The organism is Ruminococcus sp. RTP21484sp1_RTP21281st1_A8_RTP21281_210402 (genome assembly GCF_040914025.1).
GTDB classification, from domain to species: Bacteria; Bacillota; Clostridia; order Lachnospirales; family Lachnospiraceae; genus Blautia_A; species Blautia_A faecis.
Map to the genome: position 1 here is coordinate 85,302 of NZ_JBCPGE010000011.1, position 21,827 is coordinate 107,128.

Below are 21,827 nucleotides of genomic sequence, written 5' to 3' on the forward strand. Positions count from 1 at the left end.
AAATGGTAAAATAGAAATATCAAAATTATGGTCGGATTGACGGGAAAATTATAACAATATTAACATATTTTCCGGAAATCCGACAGTCCGTGAAAATTGGCGGGGAAATGGAGAGACTTATGAGCAAAACAGTATATGATTATATGGACTGGCCAGAAATTGAAGCGGTTGTATACGGGGAAGAGACAGCGCCAAGAGATGTGATGGGACCGAGACTGACACCGGATGGTGTGCTGATACAGGGCTTTTTTCCGGAAGCCAGAGCTGCGGCAGTGGTTACAGGGCGCACGAAATATGAAATGGAGCTGGAGGACGAGGCTGGCTATTATGCAGTGCTGATCCCAGGCAGAAGAATTCCGGATTATGAATTTCAGGTAGAGTTTGAGAAGGAGACGAAGAACTTTAAGGATGCCTACGCATTTGGCGGACTTCTCACAGAAGAGGATGAAAGAGCCTTCCTTGGCGGCGTATATTATGAAGCCTATAAGAAAATGGGCGCACATCCCATGGTGATGAATGGGGTAGCAGGCACTCATTTCGCAGTGTGGGCACCCAATGCAGTTCGGGTAAGTGTGGTTGGCGAATTCAATAATTGGGATGGCAGAGCACTCCCCATGCATAAGATGCCCATGTCAGGCCTTTTTGAACTTTTTATCCCGGGAGTAAAGGCGGGAGATGCCTATCGTTATGAAATTAAGGCGAAAGGGGATGTGCTCCTTCAGAAGGCAGATCCTTATGGAAACAGAACCCAGCCTGCACCGTTGTGGAATTCTGTTGTGGCAGATGTTTCTGATTTTACATGGAACGACAGCGGCTGGATGGCTGAACGTAAGAAATACGATGACCGCAGGCAGCCGGTTTCCATTTATGCGACAAGTCTGGGACAGTGGAAATCAGGAAAAGAGCTGGTGGCTTTTGCGAAAGAAAAGGGATATACTCATGTGGAACTTCATCCGGTTATGGAATTTCTGGAGGATGGCTCAGACGGATACCCTACATCTGCATACTTTGCAGTCAGCACACGTTATGGCACACCAGCAGATTTTGCAGCGCTGGTAGATGAGCTTCATCAGGTGGGAATAGGCGTGATCCTTGACTGGTCACCGGCTCAGTTCCCGAGATACGCAGGTGGTCTGGAGAAATTTGACGGAACGCCCCTTTATGAAGTGAAAGATCCGGAAATGGCAGTCCACCCGATGTGGGGCACCATGCTTTATAATTATGACAGCCCTATGGTAATGGATTTCCTGATTTCCAATGCCTGTTTCTGGCTGGAGGTTTTCCATGTGGACGGTCTTCGTATGGATGATGTGGATGCCATGCTTTATCTGGATTATGGAAGAAAGGATGGATGGACGCCGAATATGTATGGCTCCAATGAGAACCTTCCTGCCATTGAATTTCTGAAGCATCTGAATTCCATTGTGAAGAAGCGTGATCCAGGAGCACTTCTGATCGCACAGGAGGATGGTCTGTGGCCGGAGCTGACTGACAGTGTGGAGAATGATCACATTGGGTTTGATTATAAGTGGAGTGGCGGATGGACAAGAGATTTCCTATTCTATCTGTCAGTAGATCCGATTTTGCGGAAGAATTATCATGACCAGCTGACTTTGTCCACCTTATATGCATATTCTGAGCATTATATTCTGACTCTTGGAAACAGAGATGTGGGAAGCCTGAATGAGTTTATGGCGAAACTTCCGGGAGATGAGAAGCAGAAGCTGGCACAGGTGAGAGAGGCTTATTCCTATATGATGGTGCATCCTGGCTGTAAAATGATGGCACCGGGGACTGATATGCCGGAGGGACTTGCCAAATGCATTCAGGCGTTGAATACCCTTTATAAGAGTTCGCCTGCTCTTTATCAGATGGATGATGAGTATGACGGATTTGAGTGGGTTCAGCTGATGAAATACGAGGAGAATGTGATCACTTTCCTGCGTAAGACAGAGAAACCAGAGGAAACGCTGCTTGTAATCTGTAATTTCGCCGCAATACCCTACGAGAATTACCAGGTGGGCGTGCCTTTTGTAGGAAAATATAAAGAAATCTTTAATAGCGATGCAGTAGAATTCGGCGGCGAGGGTGTAGTAAATTCTCGTGTGAAGACAGCAAAAGCAGAAGAGTGCGACGAACGTGAGCACTCTATTAAGGTGAAACTGCCGGCACTTGGTGTAAGCATCTACAGCTGCACTCCCGGGAAAGCCCCAGCCAGGAAGAAAGTGACCGCAGCGAAAACTGCGAAAGATAAGACTGCGAAAGATAAGACTGCAGGAAAACTGGTAAGGACTGTGAAGGCAAAAACTCCAGCAAAGAAGTCAGTAAAGGAAGAAAAAGCTACGAAAGTAGAAGAAGCTGTCAAGGCAGAGAAAAAGGCAGAAACAGTGAAGAAAAGAGCCACAGTAAAAAATGACAATAACAAAGCAGACAGAAATAGCAAATGAGAAATAAATAGCCAATAAGTAATAAAATAGCAAAAAAGACTGTATTTACATATCTGAATTTCAGATGTGAGGAATGCAGTCTTTTTGAATTTTTTTACAATAAGCAAGTAGCGAAGCAGATCAGAAATATCCGATTGATGCAAATAAAAAAAGCTGGAAATGAGACTCGAACTCACGACCCCTTCATTACGAGTGAAGTGCTCTACCGACTGAGCTATTCCAGCTTATGGAATGATAAGTGTATAAAAATTTATACACTTATCAGACACAAAAGATATTTTAAGTTATAAGCAGCCATTTGTCAAGAAAATCTTGGGTAAAAATTCTGATTTATCGTGGGTGAAAATTCTGATTATACGATTTTAAACCAGTCTTTTTCCTCAAACTCAACTACCGTACAGTCATTGGCATAAGTACATTCCGGTAAAATGATCATTGCATGAAGGACATCGTTGTTTACAGGCAGAGGACATAAATGCCAGATAGCGGCATTGATCTTTACCATACATCCTTTGGGAACAAGGAAGGCCTTTGTAAGTTCCGGGACTGGCGTACCGGCAGATGCAGGAGCAACATGAATGATCATATCATCATCCAGAGCTACAATGCCTTCCCAGGTGGTTGTGTGGTATTCTGCCATCTTAACGATTCGCTCATCTTTGCGTACGGCAATGGGAGAAAATCCCATACTTCCCATACAGGTACCTGAGATACGATCCGGATAAAATTTGTGGATTTCGCCCTGTAAAGGATAACCTTCCGGTTCAGTCATGGAACAGTAGGTGCCAAAGGGCGCAAAATCTGTTGGATTAATTTTTACAGCTGTAATTTCTTTCATGGTAAACCTCCTCAAATGTAGTAAAAACCCTTGAAGCTATTGTATCATGGTGTTGGAAAAAGCTCAATAAATATCTTTAAATGGATAGTGTGAATAAAGAAAGGCAGTTAATATTTTTAATAAAAGTTTTATAGATTTAAGAACGCAGTATGTGTTATTATAAAAATGTAGATAAAGTTCATAAAGAAAGGCTTGTGGTGAATGAAAGTACCAAACAAATTGTCAAAAATGCTTTCTACCGCAGGAGAAAAGGCAGCGTATGATAACGCATGTAAGAAATTATTGTCAAACAAGATTATTCTTGCATGGATTATGAAAAGCTGTCTGCAGGAGTACAGGGAGTGTGCAATACAGGAAATTGCAGAGAAATACATAGAAGGAGATTTGTATGTTTCTGAAATTCCAGTATATCCGGATGAAGAAACTCCCGAATTGATAAAAGGACTATCTACTGAAGATACGACCATAGCGGAAGGAACAGTAACCTATGATATTCGCTTTAGTGCATTGATACCAGGCACTGACAATCGATTGAGTCTGATCATTAATGTGGAACCTCAGAATAATTATTATCCTGGGTATCCCATCATTAAGCGTAGCATTTATTATTGTTGTAGGATGGTTTCTTCACAGTATGGAACGGTTTTTACAAACTCACATTACGAAAAGATAAAGAAGGTATATAACGTATTCATATGTATAAATCCTCCAAATTACCGAAAAAATACAATTAATCGGTATTCTCTAAAAGAGGAAAATATGATAGGAAATGTACATGAAAAAGAAGAAAATTACGATCTTCTGACAAATGTGATTATATGCCTTGGGGATGCATATGATAAAGAAGCGTCTGGCATCCTGCGAATGTTGGAAGTTTTACTTTCAGATAAACGGAATGCTTCAGAGAAAAGGATGATTTTGCAGGACGATTTTGGAATCCAAATGGAAATGGATTTAGAAAGTGAGGTAACAGATGTGGGACATGTTCTTGACGATGTAGCACAGAGAAATTATGAAAAAGGAGTTTGCGAGAGTTTGGTTTCTTCAATTAAAACTCTTACAGAAACAATGAACTGGTCTGTGGATCAGGCTATGGATGCACTTAAAATTTCTGAAGAAGATAAAGAAGAAATACGTAAAAAATATAATATTGGATAACATTTTGCAAGGGAGCAGAGCCAATTTGGTTCTGCTCCTGATCTGTTAAATGAAAATGAAAAAATATGTTATCAATGGGAAAATAACTGTTTTCAAATGATTCATTCTATGATAGAATACACCTTGATTGCAAACAAAGGAGATGAGGTACATGTCAGGTTATTCCGCCCCAGGCTTTTTAGAAAAGTTGTACCTTTTTTTGAAGAATTATATGGGAATACGGGTTACCGATATAGCAATATACAGTAATGGCGCTATATAAACATGCACCGTGTTTATATAGAGATTTTCTGAATGTATGGCTATAGGGGTATCCCGTATTTTTTTCGTACTTCACTTAACATTACAGCAGAGCGTGTTAAAAAAGGCTTTCTTCAAAATGCGTGTCACAATTTGTGGAAGCCTGCAGGAATAATTTTCAAACACGCTCCAGAAAGGAGGAGACAAATGTCTGACTCATTTCTTGAATTAAGAAATCTGAAAAAAAGTTTTACATCAGAAGAATATGTTCTACAGGGAATCAATCTGCAAATTGATCAGGGGGAATTCGTCACCTTGCTGGGTGCTTCCGGCTGCGGCAAGACGACCACTCTTCGCATCATCGCAGGACTTGAGCAGCCGGACAGCGGAAGTGTATGGCTGGAGGGGAAAGATGTGACGAATCTGGAGCCAAACCAGAGAGATGTGAACACGGTATTTCAGAATTATGCCCTTTTTCCCCATATGAACGTGGCGGATAACATCGGGTATGGTCTGAAAATACGAAAAGTATCAAAAGCGGATATAAAGAAAAAGGTTAAGGAAATGCTGGAGCTGGTTCAGCTGGAAGGTTTCGAGAAACGAAAACCTGCGGAGCTCTCCGGTGGACAGAAGCAACGTGTAGCCATTGCAAGAGCATTGGCAAATAATCCACGTGTACTGCTTCTGGACGAGCCTCTCGGAGCTCTGGATCTACAGCTTCGACGGACGATGCAATTGGAACTGAAGCGACTGCAGAAGAAGCTTGGAATTACCTTTATCTATATCACCCACGACCAGGAAGAGGCCATTAATATGTCCGATCGGATCGTGGTAATGAATCAGGGGCAGTTTGAGCAGATCGGCACTCCGGATGAGATTTACAACCATCCGAAAACAAGCTATGTGGCAACCTTTGTGGGAAATGCCAATATTTTAAAAGGAAAAGTTGCAGAAATAAATGGTTCTTATGCACAGGTTGAAATAGGAAATGACACTGTTTCCGTTTATACAGAAGAGACTGTAAAGGTGGGAGAGCAGCTTACCCTGGCTGTGAGAAGCGAAAATATTCTGCTGGATGAAGCTGAAATGGAAAATGTAGTTGAGCAAAATGAAGCTGAGGGAACTGGCATACATCTTCACGCAACTGTGAAGGAGAAGAATTTCGCTGCAGGTCAGCTGCGAGTTCTGCTTGCTTTGTCTGACGGCACAGAAATCACAGCCAGCCGGTTTGGCATGAATGCAAACATTCAGCCAGGACAGCAGATAAAATGGTATTTTGATCCGCGAAATGCAGTTGTAGTAAATCGGGAGTTTAAGACGAAAGAGCCTGCTGATATGTCAGGAGGAAATCAGTGATGGGCGGTCTCAGTAACAGCCGTGGCAACAGCCGAAAATCTGCACCTGTAAAGAACAGCCACGGCAACAGCCAGGAATCTGCGCCTGTAAAGAATATCAGCGGCAATAGCAAGAGCGCTGCATTCACCAGGCACACCCGCGCCACCATCTGGATGATCCTGCCATTATATATTTTCACTTTGATCTTCGTGGCATGCCCTCTTATCTACATGGTAGCCTTAAGCTTTGCCACCCCTGGAGAAGTCCACGGCGTGCAGTGGATCTTTACCTTGGATAATTACCGGAAGCTCCTGGAACCAGTGTACCTGGACACCTTTGTCCAGTCCTTCCAGCTGGCCATTACAAGTACTGTTTTTATTACCCTGATCGGGTATCCGTTTGGCTATTTTATGGCGAAATTACCAGCAGGCGGTAAAAAGAAAGCTATGCTTCTTCTTATGCTTCCCTTCTGGGTAAATTCCCTGATCAGACTTTACGGCTGGATCATCATCCTTCAGAAAAAAGGCGTTCTGAATTTTGTGCTGAAAAAGCTTGGCCTGATCGAGAAGTCGCTGAAAATCATGTACAGCTACCCGGCAATCATCATTGGTATGATATATGTACTGCTGCCATTTATGATTTTATCAGTATATTCCAGTGCGGAAAAACTGGACTGGTCACTGGTAGAAGCCGCCCGTGATCTGGGGGCAGGTAAGGCAAAGGCCTTCTGGACAGTCAGCTTTAAGCTGACCCTGCCAGGACTTTTGTCCGGTGTGATCCTTACCTTTATTCCATCTATGGGACTGTTTTTCATAGCAGATATCCTGGGCGGAAACAAAGTTGTGCTGGTAGGTAGTCTGATCCAGGATCAGATGACCCGGGGAAATAACTGGCCCTTTGCGGCAGCTCTGGCAGTGATCATGATGATCCTTACCACTTTGATGATCCTGCTATACCGCAAGGTCACCAATGCGAAAGAAGTGGAGGGGCTGGGATGATAAAAACACAAAATAATGAAATAGAAGTGCTGGATCCGAAAATGCAAGGTGAAGGCGCCGAGGCTAAAAACGGTACATTAGTTAAAAAGTTTGGAAAGAAGAGAAATACAGGCTCTGGCATGAAACGGAGCACCCGCTTTGAGAAGATATACCTTGGTATCATTTTCTTCTTAATGTACCTCCCAGTAGCCGTAGTCATCATTTTCTCCTTCAATGAGTCCAAGCTGCCTGTCCGTCTCACCGGATTTTCCCTCCAGTGGTACGAAAAGCTTTTCGCAGACAGTGCCATGATGGAAGCACTGGTAAACAGCCTGATCCTTGGCGTGGCCAGCTGCGCGGTTTCAGCAGTTATCGGAACGATGGGAGCGGTAGGCCTGTCACGGCTTCACTGGAAAACAAAAGGCGCATTGGAGTACATTTCCATTTTGCCCCTTATGATACCGGAAATTATTCTGGGCATGGTACTGATGGCATTTTTCTATATGCTGAACCTGCCCTTCGGAATGCTTACTCTGCTGATCGGACATACGGTATTTTGCATTCCTTATATATTGATGGAAGTAAAAGCCAGACTTGTGGGCCTGGATCCTTCCCTTGAGGAAGCTGCCCGGGATCTTGGAGCTACTTCCATGAGAGCCTTTCTTGACGTTACGCTGCCACTGATCATGCCAGCTGTTGCGTCCGGCTCATTGCTTGCCTTTGCCATGTCCATGGACGACGTGGTAATCAGTATTTTTATTAACGGTCCGAGATTGTCTACCTTGCCAATTAAGGTGTACACTCAGATCAAAACCGGTGTCACGCCGGAAAGCAATGCCCTGTGTACGATTATGCTGGCTTTTACAGTGGTGATCATTCTTGTTTACTCTCTTATAAAGAAGTTAAAGAGGAAGTATAAGTAGTCTGCTCACAGGAATCAGCGAAAAAAATCACCTGATAAAAGCCGGTTTTTTCACGGCATGAGGAAATATATGGATATTTCCACTTAGGGACGGAAAGGAGCACACGAATGAACAAACTCATAGAGTTGAAAAACCTCACAAAAAATTTTGATGACCAGCAGGTTCTCCGCGGAATCAATCTGGACATCTATGAGAACGAGTTTCTCACCCTTCTGGGACCAAGTGGCTGTGGAAAGACCACAACCCTTCGTATTATTGCAGGCTTCGAGGAGCCAAGCGGCGGCGAAGTATTGTTTAACGGAATTGAGATTTCCAAGCTGCCTCCATATAAGAGAGAGGTAAATACCGTTTTCCAGAAATATGCCCTTTTTCCCCATCTGAATGTGGCAGAGAATATTGGATTCGGTCTGAATCTGAAAAAAGTGGACAAGGACGTGATTGCCCAGAAAGTCACCAGAATGCTGAAAATGGTAGGTCTGGAGGGTTTCGAAAAAAGAGATGTCACCCTGCTCTCCGGCGGACAGCAGCAGCGAGTTGCCATTGCCCGCGCGCTGGTAAATGAGCCGAAAATCCTTCTTCTTGACGAGCCTCTTGGCGCCCTGGATGCGAAAATACGAAAACAGATGCAGATTGAGCTGAAAAAGATCCAGCAGGAGGTTGGAATTACCTTCATTTACGTTACCCATGACCAGGAGGAAGCCCTTTCCATGTCTGATACTGTGGTCGTTATGAATAACGGTGAAATTCAGCAGATCGGTTCTCCTACCGATATTTACAACGAGCCCGAAAACCGTTTCGTAGCAAGCTTCATTGGAGAGTCCAATATTATAGAAGGAATTATGATCAGAGATTATCTGGTTCAGTTCGACGGATTTGAATTCGAATGCGTGGACAAAGGCTTTGAGGATAATGAAGAAATTGAGGTTGTGCTTCGTCCTGAGGATCTTGACATTGTGGAACCATCTCAGGCGAAAATCAACGGTGTTGTCCGAAACGTCACCTTCAAGGGAGTTCATTACGAAATTCTCGTAGAAACAGAACTGCGCACCTATAAAGTTCAGACCACCGATTATGCGGAAGTGGGCCGCCAGGTAGGACTGAAATTCGGACCGGAAGACATTCACGTCATGTACAGAATGGGAGCTTATTGATGAAACAGTTTAAGCGCCTGATCATTCCTTACTTTATCTGGGCAATTGTTATCCTTGTGATCCCACTGTTTCTCATTGCCCTGTATGCGTTCACCACAGAAGGAAATGAAGTAATGACACTTTCCTTTACCTGGGGGAATTTTGCCAAATTCCTGGAAGCTACCTACCTGAATGTGATCCTGAAATCCTTCTGGCTGGGACTTCTCACCACCTTTATCTGTCTGGTGCTTGGCTATCCCCTTGCCCTGATCATTGCGAGATGCTCTGAGAAAGTCCAGGGACTTCTCATTATGCTGGTAACCATTCCAATGTGGATCAACATGCTTCTTCGTACTTATGCGTGGATGAATCTTCTTGCAGATAACGGAATCATCAATAACCTTCTGGCAAAAATCGGACTGGGACCTATCAGTATGATGTATACGGATTTTTCCGTAATGGTAGGCCTGATCTGCAACTTTATGCCCTTTATGATCATTCCTATCCATACATCCTTAAATAAAATGGATAAATCCCTGATTGAGGCAGCCTACGATCTGGGAGCCAACCGTTTCCAGACCTTCTGGAAGGTAATCTGGAAGCTGTCCCTGCCAGGGGTGGTAAATGGTATTATGATGGTTTTCCTTCTTGCCATTTCCTCCTTCGTTATCCCGAAGCTTCTGGGAGGCGGACAGTACATGCTTATCGGAAACCTGATCGAGTCCCAGTTTATCTCAGTTGGAGACTGGAATTTCGGAAGTGCCATTTCCATGATTCTGGCGGTGATTATTTTGATCTCCATGAGTCTGATGAAGCGGATGGACAAGGAAAAAGGAGAATAGGAGGATATCATGCAGAAAAAAACAAGCTTTTTTCAGAGATTTTATGTGGCCATCTGTCTGGTATTCTTTTACCTGCCAATCCTGGTGACCATGATTTTTTCCTTTAATTCCTCCAAATCCCTGACCAGGTTTACGGGATTTTCCATGAGATGGTATACAGAGCTGCTGCATAATACAGAAGTCAGCAAAGCGGTTTACGTGTCTGTGACCATCGCCATCCTGGCAACTGTGATCTCCACAGTGCTGGGAACCATCACTGCAATTGGTCTTTCCAAGTCCAGGAAGGTGTTAAAGGAAACACTTTTAAATATCAACAACCTGCCCATTTTGAACCCGGATATTGTTACCGCAATCGGACTGATGCTTCTGTTTTCATCACTGGGCTTCCGGAAAGGGTACTTTACCATGCTGCTGGCGCACATTTCTTTTTGTACGCCATATGTGATCACCAGTGTTTATCCCAAGGTGCGAAGCCTTGATCCGAACCTGGCAAATGCAGCCATGGACCTTGGAGCAACTCCGTTCCAGGCATTGACCAAGGTAATCGTGCCCATGATCAAGGATGGCATTTTCGCCGGTGCGCTGCTGGCGTTTACCATGTCCTTTGACGATTTCGTAATTTCGTACTTTGTATCCGGAAACGGTGTCAAGAATATTTCCATTGTGGTCTATAATATGACCAAGCGAATCAACCCTACCATCAACGCCCTGTCTACAATTGTAATCCTGGTCATTGTGCTTGTCATGGTTTTTGCCAACGTGCTTCCAAAGCTCCTGGAAAAGCATGCCAGCAAGCATGCGAAAAAGATTCAGCGTGTGATCGCCCTTCTGCTGGTTTTCGCTCTTGGCTTCGGACTGATCAAGTGCGGAGGCGGTGCAGCGGAGAACCATGTCCTGAAGGTTTATAATGCAGGAGAATATATGGATCTGGATCTTCTGACACAGTTTGAGCAGGAATATAATTGTACTGTAGTTTACGAAACTTTCGAATCCAACGAAATGATGTACACCAAGCTTTCCGGCGGTGAGTCCTATGACGTGCTGATCCCTTCGGATTACATGATCGAGCGTCTGATTAAAGAGGATTACTTACAGTATATTGACTGGGATCTGATCCCGAATAAGGGCAGCCTGATGGATGAGGTCATGAATAAAAGTTATGATCCGGGAAATCGTTATTCCTGCCCGTACTTCTGGGGAACGGTTGGTATTCTTTATGATACGACTGTGGTTGATCCGGCAGATCTTCAGGAGGGCTGGGATCTTCTCAGGGATACCAAATATAAAGGAAATATTTACATGTATGATTCTGAGCGGGATTCCTTTATGATAGCACTGAAGGCTCTTGGATATTCCATGAATACTACAGATGAGAATCAGATTCAGGAAGCTTACCAGTGGCTGGTTGACCAGAGAAATACCATGGACCCGATTTACGCAGGTGATGACGTCATTGACAATATGATTTCCGGAAACAAGGCTATGGCAGTTGTTTATTCCGGAGATGCTTCTTATATTATAAGCGAAAATCCGAATATGGATTACTTCACACCGAGTCAGGGAACCAACAACTGGTATGATGCAATGGTTATCACAAGGGACTGCAATGAGACAGAGCTTGCCCATCAGTTTATTAATTTTATGCTAAATGAAGAATCTGCTCTTTCCAACACGGAAGAAGTAGGTTATACTTCTCCTGTAAAGAGTGTTTACGAAACCATGATCACCGGAGAGTATGAGGGCGTTTCCTCCTACATTCCGGATTTCGAAAATCCAAACAGTGAGATCTTCCGTTATCAGGAACCGAAGATCAAGCAGAAATATGCGGAGCTGTGGACGAAGATCAAGGCAGAGTAAACATGGAAATTTATAAAAACGGAAACGTGGCTGGCAGAAGCCGGCTGTGTTTTTGAAGAAGAGGAGAATGATTATGAAGAAAAAGGTATTTGCGGTAATTCTTGCTGCAGCAGCAATCTGTGGCAGCCTGTCACCTGTATACGCAGCTGACTCCGAGCTGGTCCTTTATACCTGGGAAGGAATGTTCCCGCAGGAGGTTCTGGACGGATTTGAGGAAGAAACCGGCTGTAAGATCGTATATTCCAACTTTGACACTGACGAAACCATGCTGGAGAAAGTTTCCATGGCAAAAGGCGGAGACTATGATGTGGTAATCGCAGATGACTACATTCTCGAGAAAATCGTGGAAGAGGGTCTTGCCACCAAGCTTGACAAAGACAAAATCTCCAATTGGGGAAACATCAATCCTCTTTATCAGGGACAGTTTTATGATGAGAAGGACGAGTACACCGTACCATATGGTGCAGGTATTCCGCTGATCGTATACGATCCGGAGGAGGTTGATCTTGACATTAAGGGCTATTCTGATCTGTGGGATCCGTCTCTGGAGGACAGCATAGCGCTGATTGGCAACTACCGTGTGATCAACGGCATTACTCTTCTCACCATGGGTAAGAGTATGAATGAAGAAGATGTGGATGCCATTGCAGAAGCTGGTGAAAAGCTGGTAGAGCTGGCACCCAATGTGCGTATGATCCAGGATGACAACACCCAGAATGCACTGCTGAACGGAGAGGCTTCTGTAGCGTTCCTTTACACCTCCCAGGTAACTGCAGCTCTGGCAGAGAACCCGGATCTGAAAGTGGTTTATCCGGAGGAAGGTCTTGGCTTCGGTGTTATGGGAATGTTTATTCCAAGCGAGGCTCCCAATGCAGATGCAGCTTACCAGTTTGTAGATTACATTTTAAGACCGGAGGTTGCTGCACAGTGCTTCAATTATATCGGTTACTACTGCACCAACAAGGCAGCAGACGAGCTGGTAGACGAGAGCCTGGTGGTTCCGGACAGTGTAACAAGCGGTGAGAGTATTAAGAATGTAAGTCAGGAAGCTGAGGAACAGTATAATAAGAACTGGACTGAGTTTAAGGCTGCCTGCGATTAATTGAATTAATTCAGTAAAAGGATAACATCAGGAAAGAGCCTGTGAGTGAACCATTCGGGAGAAAAACGGATAAATCACTGTGCAGGCTCTTTTTTTATGTAATAGAAAAGTCCTACCGGGCAGGATTGCACTGCGGAGAAAGGAGAGAGGTCGCTGGAGGTGGAGAATGCTTGCACATATATGTTTCCGGGGCCAGAGAAAACAACACTGATATTGACAAAGTTTCGCCAGTGTGTGATTATTATTTACAGAAATAAATGAGTTTTTTAGAGGAGAAACAAAATGGAAATATACAAGGGAGCTTCCGCCTTTGCGGGGATTGCCATTGGGAAAATCAGGTTTTATCGGAAAGGTGAATATCAGATCCGACAGCATCAGGCAGATGATGTAAAAAAGGAACTGAAGAATTTTGATGTGGCTCGTCGGCATGTGATGCAGACCTTGAAGGAAGAGTATGACAGAATGTCAGAAAAGCAAATGGACACAGCTGATCCTGAATTGGATATGGAACCCCAACCTTTGGATAGAATTGTGAAAGTGAATGGGGAAAATGGAACAAACCAGATCCTGGAGCAGGCAGAGCTTCTGGGCTCTGGCAGCTTTCTCCGTGCGGTACAGAGTATGATCACAGGGGAAAAGGTGACTGCTGCTTATGCAGTGCAGACCACAAGAGATGAGATGCAGAGTACTTTTTCCAGGCTGAACGATCCGACCATAAAGGAACGAATCCACAATGTAAGCCGCATCTCCAGTCTCCTTCTGGAAATTCTCGGGGAAGATGAGAACAAAATTGATCTGGGAGAGGAACCAATCATTCTGGCAGCAGATGCCCTTTCTCTTGCAGAACTGATGGAAATGGATAAGGAGAAGCTTCTGGGTATTGTCACCCGCAAAGGTTCTGCTACCTCTCACGCTGCGATCCTTGCGAAAAATATGGATATTCCCTGTGTTACAGGTATTGGGATTCCACAGTCAGAAGAAGAGTGGGAAGACAGCATTGCCATTATTGACGGATATACGGGAACCATCTATCTGGAACCGGATAATGAGGTACGAAAAGAATACGAGATTCGCCGAAAAGCAGATCTGGTAGAGCGGGAATCCCTTTTGAAGCTGAAAGACAAGGGCGATATTACGAAAGATGGACGTGAAGTGGGAATCTACGCGAATATTGGCAGTCTGGATGATTTAAACAGCGCCCTTTATTATGGGGCAAAGGGAATCGGACTGCTACGAAGCGAGTTCCAGTATCTTGGCAGGGAGAATTATCCCGGGGAAGAAGAACTTTTTCAGGCATATAAGAAAACTGCTGAGACTATGGGCGACCGCCTGGTAGTTATCCGCACCGCCGATCTCGGGGCTGATAAGCAGGCTTCCTATCTTGAAATTCCGGTAGAAACCAACCCTCTTATGGGTAATCGGGGAATCCGTCTCAGTCTGGATCGGAAGAACCTGTTTAAAACCCAGATCCGTGCCATTTACCGTGCGAGCTGGTATGGCAATCTGGGGATGATGTACCCTATGATCTGTTCGGAAGAGGAAATGGATGAGGTTGAAGCTCTGGTGACGGAAGTAAAAGAAGAGCTGAAGGCAGCAGGTGTACCATTTAAGGAAATCCGGACTGGAATTATGATGGAGACTCCGGCAGCAGTGATGATCGGGGAAGAACTGGCGAAGCGGGTGAATTTTCTGGGAATCGGAACCAATGACCTGACTCAGTACACCTTGGCCATGGATCGTCAGAATCCGCTTTTACAGAAGAAATATGATGATCATCATCCTGCAATTTTGAAAATGATAAAGATGATTGTAGATGCAGGACACGCGCAGAATTGCAAAGTATGTCTCTGTGGGGAACTGGCGGCAGATACCAGATTGACGGAGACATTTTTGCAGATGGGGGTAGATGCATTGTCTGTGGTACCGGCATGTATATTACCAGTGAGGAAGGCACTGAGGGCGGTTTGCATCGCAGAAATGTGATCTTAGCTTATCTTCTGCGACTGTATTGAGGCGTGCATGTATGTGTGAAGAATTGCAGAATAATTACAAAATAAAACGAGAGCACCAGACATGCAGATACAGATTACAGGCTGTATGTTTGAAAATATGGGTAGAAACATGAACACAAAAAGCAAAGTAATTGTGCTTCCCTGTGAAGCTTACGACGAAGAACGAATTTATACACTTATGAAAAATGGTCTGTCTCAGCTGGGAGGTCTGGACAACCTTATAAATAAAGAAGAAAAAATCCTTTTGAAGCCTAACCTTTTGAAAAAAGCAGAAGTGGAGAAAGCGGTCATCACGCATCCGGTTGTGGTGGGTGCCTTTGCCAGGATTCTACGTGAGGAAGGTTATAAGAATATTGTGCTTGCAGATTCCTGTGGCCACGGAACTACGAAACAGGTGATCCAGGGCACCGGAATGGACACTTATCTGGAAAAATACCAGATTCCGGCTATTGATTATACGAAAGGCGTGCGTGTGGAAAATCCGGATGGTGTCCAGGCGAAAGAATTTATCCTTCCGAAAGAACTGCTGGAAGCAGAGTGTGTGATTTCTCTTTCCAAAATGAAAACCCACGCTCTGGAGCGAATTACAGGAGCAGTGAAAAACAGCTATGGATTTGTATATGGGAAAAATAAGGCCATTGGTCATACCAAATACCCCAGTGCGGACAGCTTCGCCCGGATGCTTATTGATCTGAACCAGTATGTGAAGCCAAGATTTTATATTATGGATGGAATTACTGCAATGGAGGGAAATGGACCGGGCTCCGGAGATCCGGTAGCCATGAACCTGATTCTGATGTCCACAGATCCGGTGGCACTGGACAGTGTGTTTGCAAGACTGGTTTATCTGAAACCGGAGATGGTTCCTACCAATTACCATGGAGAGAAGATGGGACTGGGAAATTGCAGGGAAGAAAATATTGAGGTTGTGGTAGTTGAGGAGAATCCTTCGGCATCAGCAGTGCGTGATGAAGGAAGTGAAATAACTGGGAGAGAGAAGCAACACCAGAATGCAAATGTCTCTGTAGATAAAAAGCAGATTGGTATTGATGTGGTTTGTAATGTAATTTCGATGGAAGCCTTAATAGAAAAATACGGCAATCCCAATTTCAACGTAGACCGCACGAAAGTACGAAACAATGTCTGGACAAAGCTTGCCAAGGCTCTGAATATTTTCCAGAAGAAACCATACATTGAGCCTGACAAATGTATCCGTTGTGGAATCTGTGTAAACAGCTGCCCTGTGCCTGGCAAGGCGGTAGATTTTCAAAATGGCAAAAATAATCCGCCTGTTTATGATTATAAGAAGTGTATTCGATGCTTTTGCTGTCAGGAAATGTGCCCGAAGAAAGCGATTAAGGTGAAGTGAGTGTAAAATACTCTGAAGGGAATATCGGAGAAACATCGGAGAAAATATCGGAGAAACATCAGAGTAATTTCGGAGATAAAGAAGAAAAGCCACTACCGAGCGTCAACTAAGTTGTGACGTTCTACAGTGGCTTATGTATTTTATCGTCCGATCATCTTCGCTACTTCCCTGATATATTCCGGTGTGGTACCGCAGCAGCCCCCTACAATACCGGCACCTGCATCAATCAGAGCTTTCACATGTCTGGCAAAATCCGGCGCTTTCATGGAATAAACGGCGTTTCCATTATCATCAATGAACGGCATACCGGCATTCGGCTTGGCAATGACCGGGATGGAGACATTTTCCTTAATATTGCGGATAACAGAAACCAGCTGATCGGGACCAACAGAGCAGTTCACGCCCACAGCATCTGCACCTGCAGCCTCCAGGGAAACTGCAGCCTCGATAGCATTTCCACCGCTGAAAATACTTCCATCTGCATCTACCGTCATGGTACACATAATCGGCAGCTCGCAAACTGTAGAAGCCGCATCCACAGCTGCCAGAGTCTCTTCAATATTGATCATGGTCTCAGCAACGATCAGATCCACGCCGGAATCCTTCAGAATTTCAATCTGCTCCTGATACATTTCGAAAGCTGCCTCATAGGTCATCTCCCCGGCAGGAGCCATCATTTTACCACTGGTGGTAATATCCGCAGCAACGTAAACCTTATGGTCTGCCGCATCAGCGACTTCTCTTGAATAGGAAACCAGAATGCGGTTGATCTCCTCCATACGGTCCTGCAGACCATGCATGGTAAGGCTTACACGGTTGCCGCCAAAAGTAGGAGCGTAGATAATATTGCTTCCCGCTTCGATATAAGCTCTCTGAAGATTCTGGATCACATCCTTATGCGCCAGCACCCATTCCTCTGTGCATACCCCCTTCGGCATGCCGGCAGCCATCAGGTTGGAACCTGTAGCGCCGTCCAGAAGAACAATATTCTGTGTCAGTTCCTGAAACTCTTGTTTTGTCATATTGTAATTCCTCCTTAAATTGGCAGAATACCGCATTCAAAAGATATTTGCATAACATGCTATAATGTTTTCATAAAAAATTTTTTATAAATCTTTCGTATTATAACACTATTTAACTTGATTTTCCAGTTGTCAGCGTATAAAATATAAGATATGCTTTTGATGGGCTGGCTATAAAGTAAGCAGCAGCCCTTAATGACAAAAGAAATAAAAAAGGAGCTAAAAGATGAGTAGAAGGAGAAGAAGAAACGACTGGATACCAGGCGCGGTGATCACCATCATCGTCATTATGCTTTCTGTTGTTTTTATGGGACTTCTGGCAATGACCAAGATGATCCCGACCATTTATATGCTGATCATCGGCATTGTACTTGCGGTGATCGCAGCCATTATCTGGCTGCTGGTATGGCATACCAGATACACAGGCCGCTTTATTGGCGGAACTGTTTTGGCAGTGATCATGATTGCCATTCTGGCATTCGGCGGTTTCTATATTAATAAGACAAGATCCGCCATCAGCAATATTTCCGGTGAGACTACAGAGGTCACACAGATGGCTGTTTACGTAAAGAGCGATGATGCCGCTGATTCTGTAGAAGCAACTGCCGGATATACTTATGGTATTCTTTCCTCACTTGACCGTGAGAACACAGATGGCGCTGTAGCACATCTGAACAGTCAGTTTGGTACAGAAGTACAGACTAAGGAATACGCAGGTCTGACAGAGCTTGCTGACGGAATCCTGAACGGTGAAGTAAATGCCATGCTGCTGAACAGCGGATATCTCAGTGTATACGAGGATATGGACGGATATACAGATTTCAGCACCAAGATAAAAGAGGTTGGAACGGTAGATGTTGAATCCACAATTCAGTCTGCAGAGGAGTCCGCTCCTATAGAGCCGATCACCACTGCTAATGGCGGTAAGGTTTACACCATCTATCTCAGTGGTATTGATACCAGAGGTGAGATGACAGCTAAGAGCCGAAGCGATGTAAATATTATTGCCACTGTGAATACAGATACACATGAGATCCTGCTGGTTTCCACACCTCGTGATTACTTTGTACCGCTTTCTATTTCCGGAGGTGCACCGGATAAGCTGACACATGCCGGTATTTATGGAATCGATGTGTGTATGGATACTCTGGGAATGCTGTATGATATTGACATTAATTATTACTTCCGAATTAACTTCGGTGGATTTGTGAAGGTAATCGATGCACTTGGCGGAATTACCGTTAATTCAGATTATGATTTTGATTCCAAGAATATTCTGGGTTATCATTTTAACAAGGGTGAGAATTATGTGAATGGTGAGCAGGCGCTTATCTTTGCAAGAGAGCGTTACGCATTCCAGGAGGGTGACCGCCAGCGTGGTAAGAACCAGATGGAGGTTATCCGTGGTGTTGTGAAGAAGGCACTTTCTCCGGAAATCCTTACCAGCTATTCCTCCATTCTTTCCAGTCTGGATGGATGCTTCGGTACTAACATCACATATGAAGAGATCGCACAGATCCTTCAGCAGCAGCTTACCAACGGCGGCGACTGGACAATCGTTTCCTACAGTGTAAATGGTACCGGTGCTACTGAGAAGCCATATTCCATGAGCCAGAAGGCATATGTTATGGTTCCGGATTATAACACTGTTGATAAGGCTAAGAGCCTTATGGAAAAGGTTCGCAACGGCGAGGTGGTAACGCAGGAGGAGGCTGATTCACCGGTTAGTGGAAGCACAAGCACTGACAGCACCTCCACAGAAACTGTGACCGAGCCAGGTACAGTAGCAGCCGAGACACAGGCTGCGACAGATACCACTGCAGCAGACGGAACTACAACCGAAGGCACAGCTGATACTACTACACAGCAGTAAAGAGAATGAGATTCCTCTGGTGAGAGGAATCTAAATATAGAAAGAAGCAAATCATTATATAACGTGGTTTGCTTCTTTTTTTGATGAATTTATAAACTTTTAAGATGATTTTTATATTACATTGTGATAAAATGTTGATATAGAAGAAGGAAAGGCGGGTGAATCTGAGTTTACATTCTTGGATTTTACAGAAGATGACATCGCACAGCTTAGTATGACACCACTTATGGGTGGCCAGATGAGCTGTAAGGATAAGATTAAAGAAGGAATTCTAATAGCGAAAGAAGAGCATAATGATATGGCGGATAAAGTGATGGCTATGTTGTATACTCTGGCAGATAAATTTCTGGATGGAATAGAGCTTGATGAGATTAAGGAGGCGATGGTTATGACGAGACTGGGACAGATGATAATGGACGATGGGATTAGAATTGGAGAGTTGCGTGGACGTGAAGAAGGAATTGCAGAAAATCAGAAGAAAATGAATTCTTTGATAAATGTTTTGTTGACCGCAAATCGAGTTGATGATTGTTTGCGTGCTGCGAAAGATGCTGATTACCGTGATAATCTTATGAAAGAACTTGGCATTAGATAAGGTAATGGTTTTGACGAGATTAGAACAAATGATGATGGATGATGGAATTAGAATTGGAGAATCCAGAGGACATAAAATGGGAATTGAAGAAGCCCAGAATAGGATGACTGTGTTATATGTGAAATTTCATTTTGCAAATAGAACTTCTGAATTCCTGCAAGTGTGTAGAAATGAAAAGTATGGTGAAAAACTCATGAAAGAACTTGGAATAAAATAAAAAACTGGCCGGGACATCACTTACCTGATCGTTCCCGGCCCTAACTATGTTAAATGGGTAGTTTAAAAGCAAATTTGCATAACCCACCACCCAACCGGAAACAATAAAAGAAGATGACCTCCAAGTCGCATTATTTCAGTAATGCGTATTTGCGCTGCAAACGCACAGAAAATCAGTACAATTTGGACTATCGACCATGAATAAAGACCCCTTATTTTAGAAATTGAAATTTTTCAGTATCCGGTCACCTTTTCCAGACAGTAAAAAAAGACAGTCACACCAGAGACCTCTCAAAAGAGAGTTCTCTGGCATAACTGCCTTTTCTGAAATTGTTTATTCTGTTATATTGCCTGCTCCATCATCTGATTCATATACTGTCGCTTCGTTTCCGCTTGGATATGCACATACAGATCCAGTGTGGTTCGCACGGAAGTATGTCCAAGTATTTCGGACAGGGACTTGGTATCGAAGCCATGTTCCACCCAGCGACAGGAAAACTGATGCCGGAGAGCGTGGATTTTAATAGGGGGAATTCCACATGTTTTCAGCAGTGCTGCATATCTGCGCTGGATTACCCGTGGCTCCATGCATCTGGCAGTTCCAGACAAAATATATGCGGAGCCATCTTTGCGAAAACGTTTCGCATAAAACAGCAGCTTGTCTGGCAATGGAATTTCCCTGTTGGAATGCTCTGTCTTCGGCGGACCGATATACAGAATGGTTTTTGGAATTTTTCCAGTGTCCGGATTAGCGGTCTGATCTAGATTTTTGATGCGGATCACAGTACGCTGTATGCGGATTTTGTGCTGGGTGAAATCCACATCTTCCCAGCGCAGGCCGCTGAGTTCGCCTACACGGATGCCGGTATGCATGCAAAGCAGCAGACCGAAATGGAAATCGCTGATATTGTCAATAAGAAATTTCTCCAGCTGGTTATAGTTTGCAAGCTTCATAATCTGCACCTCCTGGCTGGTGCCAGCCAAATGGGGGTAGCGGATTGGTTCACTGGTATAGACGCCTCCCTTTGCTGCAAAGTTCAAAATGCTGCGGAGTACGCTTAAAATTACATGAATGGTTCCTGCAGACAATGCCAGCTCTTTTTTCTTATGAATAAGCTGCGTGATCTGAGAATTGCTGATTTTCCGTATCTGGGTGCTGCCAAGCTCCGGAAGAAGCTGGTTCTTCAGGATTGCTTCATAATTGGAAAAAGTACTGTCCTTGATGGTATAGCGGATTTCCTGCTTCCAATGTTCTGCGGCTGTTTCGAAGATAGCCTGGTAATTTAAAATGCCAGGATTTCGCACCAGATGTCCATAGCCTGGCACTTCTGCAATTTTTTTGTTTCGTTTGTCCTTTACTTCGCCATATGTTTTGCCATAGAGGGAACCGTAGTGGATTTTTCCCTCCGGATCGCGGTATTTGATATAACGGGCTTCCCAGCGCCCATCCTTGCGTTTGCGTATGTTTTCACCTTTTCTGCACATAGCTGCCTCCTTATTCTATAAGTATGTACCAATTATTTGACCACGCAATTATTTTATATCGAAAAAATCCCTTTGAAAAACTAATGGGAAAAAGGTGAATTTGGAATAAATTATGGTATAATTCGACAAAAAGAGTCTATAGTCGCTATAATTGGTGTCAAGCGTTTTTGAAAATGTCCTAAAATAATTGAAGTATTAGCCCCGGCTTTTTGCTGGGGCTTGTTATATTGATGTGCTTCATTCCTCAGGCAATTTTTGTATCTTGATCATTCTGGTGGTGTTCTTGCTGTTTGACAAATTTTCCAAACTGTTGACGACGCCAGGGGTGGTTCATTGGTGGAATGCGGGGCTTCTTTGGTTTTGGCGGAGTATAGTCTATATCTAAGTCTTTTGATTTTGTTTCGTG

The 21,827-nt window shown here is 44.0% G+C and carries 18 protein-coding genes and 1 tRNA gene; 15 read left to right on the forward strand and 4 right to left on the reverse strand.

Features of this window, described 5'->3' with window-relative positions; all coding sequences use genetic code 11:
* Positions 1 to 119: 119 nt before the first annotated feature.
* A complete protein-coding gene (gene glgB, locus AB5170_RS07375) occupies positions 120 to 2,447 on the forward strand; it encodes a 1,4-alpha-glucan branching enzyme (protein WP_368361749.1) in 2,328 nt (775 codons plus the stop codon).
* Positions 2,448 to 2,598: 151 nt separating this feature from the next.
* Here glgB and AB5170_RS07380 read toward each other — a convergent pair.
* Positions 2,599 to 2,671: transfer RNA gene (locus AB5170_RS07380), tRNA-Thr, on the reverse strand.
* A 128-nt stretch (positions 2,672 to 2,799) separates the two neighbouring features.
* Positions 2,800 to 3,285: an ureidoglycolate lyase gene (locus AB5170_RS07385; protein ID WP_118578965.1), complete on the reverse strand. Its 486-nt coding sequence runs from the start codon at positions 3,283 to 3,285 to the stop codon at positions 2,800 to 2,802.
* Positions 3,286 to 3,486: 201 nt separating this feature from the next.
* Here AB5170_RS07385 and AB5170_RS07390 point away from each other — a divergent pair, with 201 nt between their 5' ends.
* From AB5170_RS07390 to AB5170_RS07440, 11 genes are all read left to right on the forward strand, one after another.
* A complete protein-coding gene (locus tag AB5170_RS07390; RefSeq protein ID WP_173718979.1) occupies positions 3,487 to 4,443 on the forward strand; it encodes a hypothetical protein in 957 nt (318 codons plus the stop codon).
* Positions 4,444 to 4,890: 447 nt separating this feature from the next.
* Positions 4,891 to 6,039 carry an ABC transporter ATP-binding protein gene (locus tag AB5170_RS07395; protein WP_368361750.1) on the forward strand — a complete coding sequence of 383 codons (1,149 nt, stop codon included), beginning with the start codon at positions 4,891 to 4,893 and terminating at the stop codon, positions 6,037 to 6,039.
* A complete protein-coding gene (locus AB5170_RS07400) occupies positions 6,039 to 7,016 on the forward strand; it encodes an ABC transporter permease (protein ID WP_368361751.1) in 978 nt (325 codons plus the stop codon). Before AB5170_RS07395 ends, AB5170_RS07400 begins: the two co-directional genes overlap by 1 nt.
* Entirely contained in the window at positions 7,013 to 7,918 is a 906-nt protein-coding gene (locus AB5170_RS07405) for an ABC transporter permease (RefSeq protein WP_368365056.1), read from the forward strand. The genes AB5170_RS07400 and AB5170_RS07405 overlap by 4 nt, the downstream gene beginning before the upstream one ends.
* 107 nt (positions 7,919 to 8,025) lie before the next feature.
* Positions 8,026 to 9,069, forward strand: a complete 1,044-nt coding sequence (potA, locus tag AB5170_RS07410) for a spermidine/putrescine ABC transporter ATP-binding protein (protein ID WP_148461826.1) — start codon at positions 8,026 to 8,028, stop codon at positions 9,067 to 9,069.
* A complete protein-coding gene (locus tag AB5170_RS07415) occupies positions 9,069 to 9,890 on the forward strand; it encodes an ABC transporter permease (RefSeq protein WP_148461825.1) in 822 nt (273 codons plus the stop codon). The genes potA and AB5170_RS07415 overlap by 1 nt, the downstream gene beginning before the upstream one ends.
* A 9-nt stretch (positions 9,891 to 9,899) precedes the next feature.
* Positions 9,900 to 11,747 carry an extracellular solute-binding protein gene (locus AB5170_RS07420; RefSeq protein ID WP_195478415.1) on the forward strand — a complete coding sequence of 616 codons (1,848 nt, stop codon included), beginning with the start codon at positions 9,900 to 9,902 and terminating at the stop codon, positions 11,745 to 11,747.
* 73 nt (positions 11,748 to 11,820) lie between these two features.
* Entirely contained in the window at positions 11,821 to 12,849 is a 1,029-nt protein-coding gene (locus AB5170_RS07425) for a spermidine/putrescine ABC transporter substrate-binding protein (RefSeq protein WP_173716826.1), read from the forward strand.
* A 41-nt stretch (positions 12,850 to 12,890) separates the two neighbouring features.
* Positions 12,891 to 13,106, forward strand: coding sequence for a hypothetical protein (locus AB5170_RS07430; protein ID WP_118578947.1), 216 nt, complete (start codon positions 12,891 to 12,893; stop codon positions 13,104 to 13,106).
* A gap of 25 nt (positions 13,107 to 13,131) precedes the next feature.
* Positions 13,132 to 14,832 carry a phosphoenolpyruvate--protein phosphotransferase gene (gene ptsP, locus AB5170_RS07435; protein ID WP_368361753.1) on the forward strand — a complete coding sequence of 567 codons (1,701 nt, stop codon included), beginning with the start codon at positions 13,132 to 13,134 and terminating at the stop codon, positions 14,830 to 14,832.
* 90 nt (positions 14,833 to 14,922) lie between these two features.
* A complete protein-coding gene (locus tag AB5170_RS07440) occupies positions 14,923 to 16,230 on the forward strand; it encodes a DUF362 domain-containing protein (protein WP_368361754.1) in 1,308 nt (435 codons plus the stop codon).
* 140 nt (positions 16,231 to 16,370) lie between these two features.
* On the opposite strand, the gene AB5170_RS07445 is transcribed toward AB5170_RS07440, so the two are convergent.
* Positions 16,371 to 17,252: a homocysteine S-methyltransferase family protein gene (locus tag AB5170_RS07445; RefSeq protein ID WP_294429481.1), complete on the reverse strand. Its 882-nt coding sequence runs from the start codon at positions 17,250 to 17,252 to the stop codon at positions 16,371 to 16,373.
* Positions 17,253 to 17,478: 226 nt separating this feature from the next.
* Between AB5170_RS07445 and AB5170_RS07450 the strand changes: the two genes are divergently transcribed.
* From AB5170_RS07450 to AB5170_RS07460, 3 genes are all read left to right on the forward strand, one after another.
* Positions 17,479 to 19,125, forward strand: a complete 1,647-nt coding sequence (locus AB5170_RS07450) for an LCP family protein (protein WP_294429479.1) — start codon at positions 17,479 to 17,481, stop codon at positions 19,123 to 19,125.
* A 178-nt stretch (positions 19,126 to 19,303) separates the two neighbouring features.
* Positions 19,304 to 19,720 (forward strand): hypothetical protein, encoded by a 417-nt coding sequence (locus AB5170_RS07455; RefSeq protein WP_368361755.1) that lies wholly within the window; start codon positions 19,304 to 19,306, stop codon positions 19,718 to 19,720.
* A 28-nt stretch (positions 19,721 to 19,748) separates the two neighbouring features.
* Positions 19,749 to 19,937: a hypothetical protein gene (locus AB5170_RS07460; protein WP_294429476.1), complete on the forward strand. Its 189-nt coding sequence runs from the start codon at positions 19,749 to 19,751 to the stop codon at positions 19,935 to 19,937.
* A gap of 341 nt (positions 19,938 to 20,278) precedes the next feature.
* Here the strand turns inward: AB5170_RS07460 and AB5170_RS07465 are convergent, their stop codons facing one another.
* Positions 20,279 to 21,421 carry a site-specific integrase gene (locus AB5170_RS07465; protein ID WP_195699153.1) on the reverse strand — a complete coding sequence of 381 codons (1,143 nt, stop codon included), beginning with the start codon at positions 21,419 to 21,421 and terminating at the stop codon, positions 20,279 to 20,281.
* Between the last annotated feature and the right edge of the window lie 406 nt (positions 21,422 to 21,827).

Coding starts and splice junctions, on each gene's coding strand:
- glgB (WP_368361749.1), top strand. CDS start 120: ATGAGCAAAACAGTATATGATTATATGGACTGGCCAGAAATTGAAGCG.
- AB5170_RS07385 (WP_118578965.1), bottom strand. CDS start 3,285: ATGAAAGAAATTACAGCTGTAAAAATTAATCCAACAGATTTTGCGCCC.
- AB5170_RS07390 (WP_173718979.1), top strand. CDS start 3,487: ATGAAAGTACCAAACAAATTGTCAAAAATGCTTTCTACCGCAGGAGAA.
- AB5170_RS07395 (WP_368361750.1), top strand. CDS start 4,891: ATGTCTGACTCATTTCTTGAATTAAGAAATCTGAAAAAAAGTTTTACA.
- AB5170_RS07400 (WP_368361751.1), top strand. CDS start 6,039: ATGGGCGGTCTCAGTAACAGCCGTGGCAACAGCCGAAAATCTGCACCT.
- AB5170_RS07405 (WP_368365056.1), top strand. CDS start 7,013: ATGATAAAAACACAAAATAATGAAATAGAAGTGCTGGATCCGAAAATG.
- potA (WP_148461826.1), top strand. CDS start 8,026: ATGAACAAACTCATAGAGTTGAAAAACCTCACAAAAAATTTTGATGAC.
- AB5170_RS07415 (WP_148461825.1), top strand. CDS start 9,069: ATGAAACAGTTTAAGCGCCTGATCATTCCTTACTTTATCTGGGCAATT.
- AB5170_RS07420 (WP_195478415.1), top strand. CDS start 9,900: ATGCAGAAAAAAACAAGCTTTTTTCAGAGATTTTATGTGGCCATCTGT.
- AB5170_RS07425 (WP_173716826.1), top strand. CDS start 11,821: ATGAAGAAAAAGGTATTTGCGGTAATTCTTGCTGCAGCAGCAATCTGT.
- ptsP (WP_368361753.1), top strand. CDS start 13,132: ATGGAAATATACAAGGGAGCTTCCGCCTTTGCGGGGATTGCCATTGGG.
- AB5170_RS07440 (WP_368361754.1), top strand. CDS start 14,923: ATGCAGATACAGATTACAGGCTGTATGTTTGAAAATATGGGTAGAAAC.
- AB5170_RS07445 (WP_294429481.1), bottom strand. CDS start 17,252: ATGACAAAACAAGAGTTTCAGGAACTGACACAGAATATTGTTCTTCTG.
- AB5170_RS07450 (WP_294429479.1), top strand. CDS start 17,479: ATGAGTAGAAGGAGAAGAAGAAACGACTGGATACCAGGCGCGGTGATC.
- AB5170_RS07460 (WP_294429476.1), top strand. CDS start 19,749: ATGATGATGGATGATGGAATTAGAATTGGAGAATCCAGAGGACATAAA.
- AB5170_RS07465 (WP_195699153.1), bottom strand. CDS start 21,421: ATGTGCAGAAAAGGTGAAAACATACGCAAACGCAAGGATGGGCGCTGG.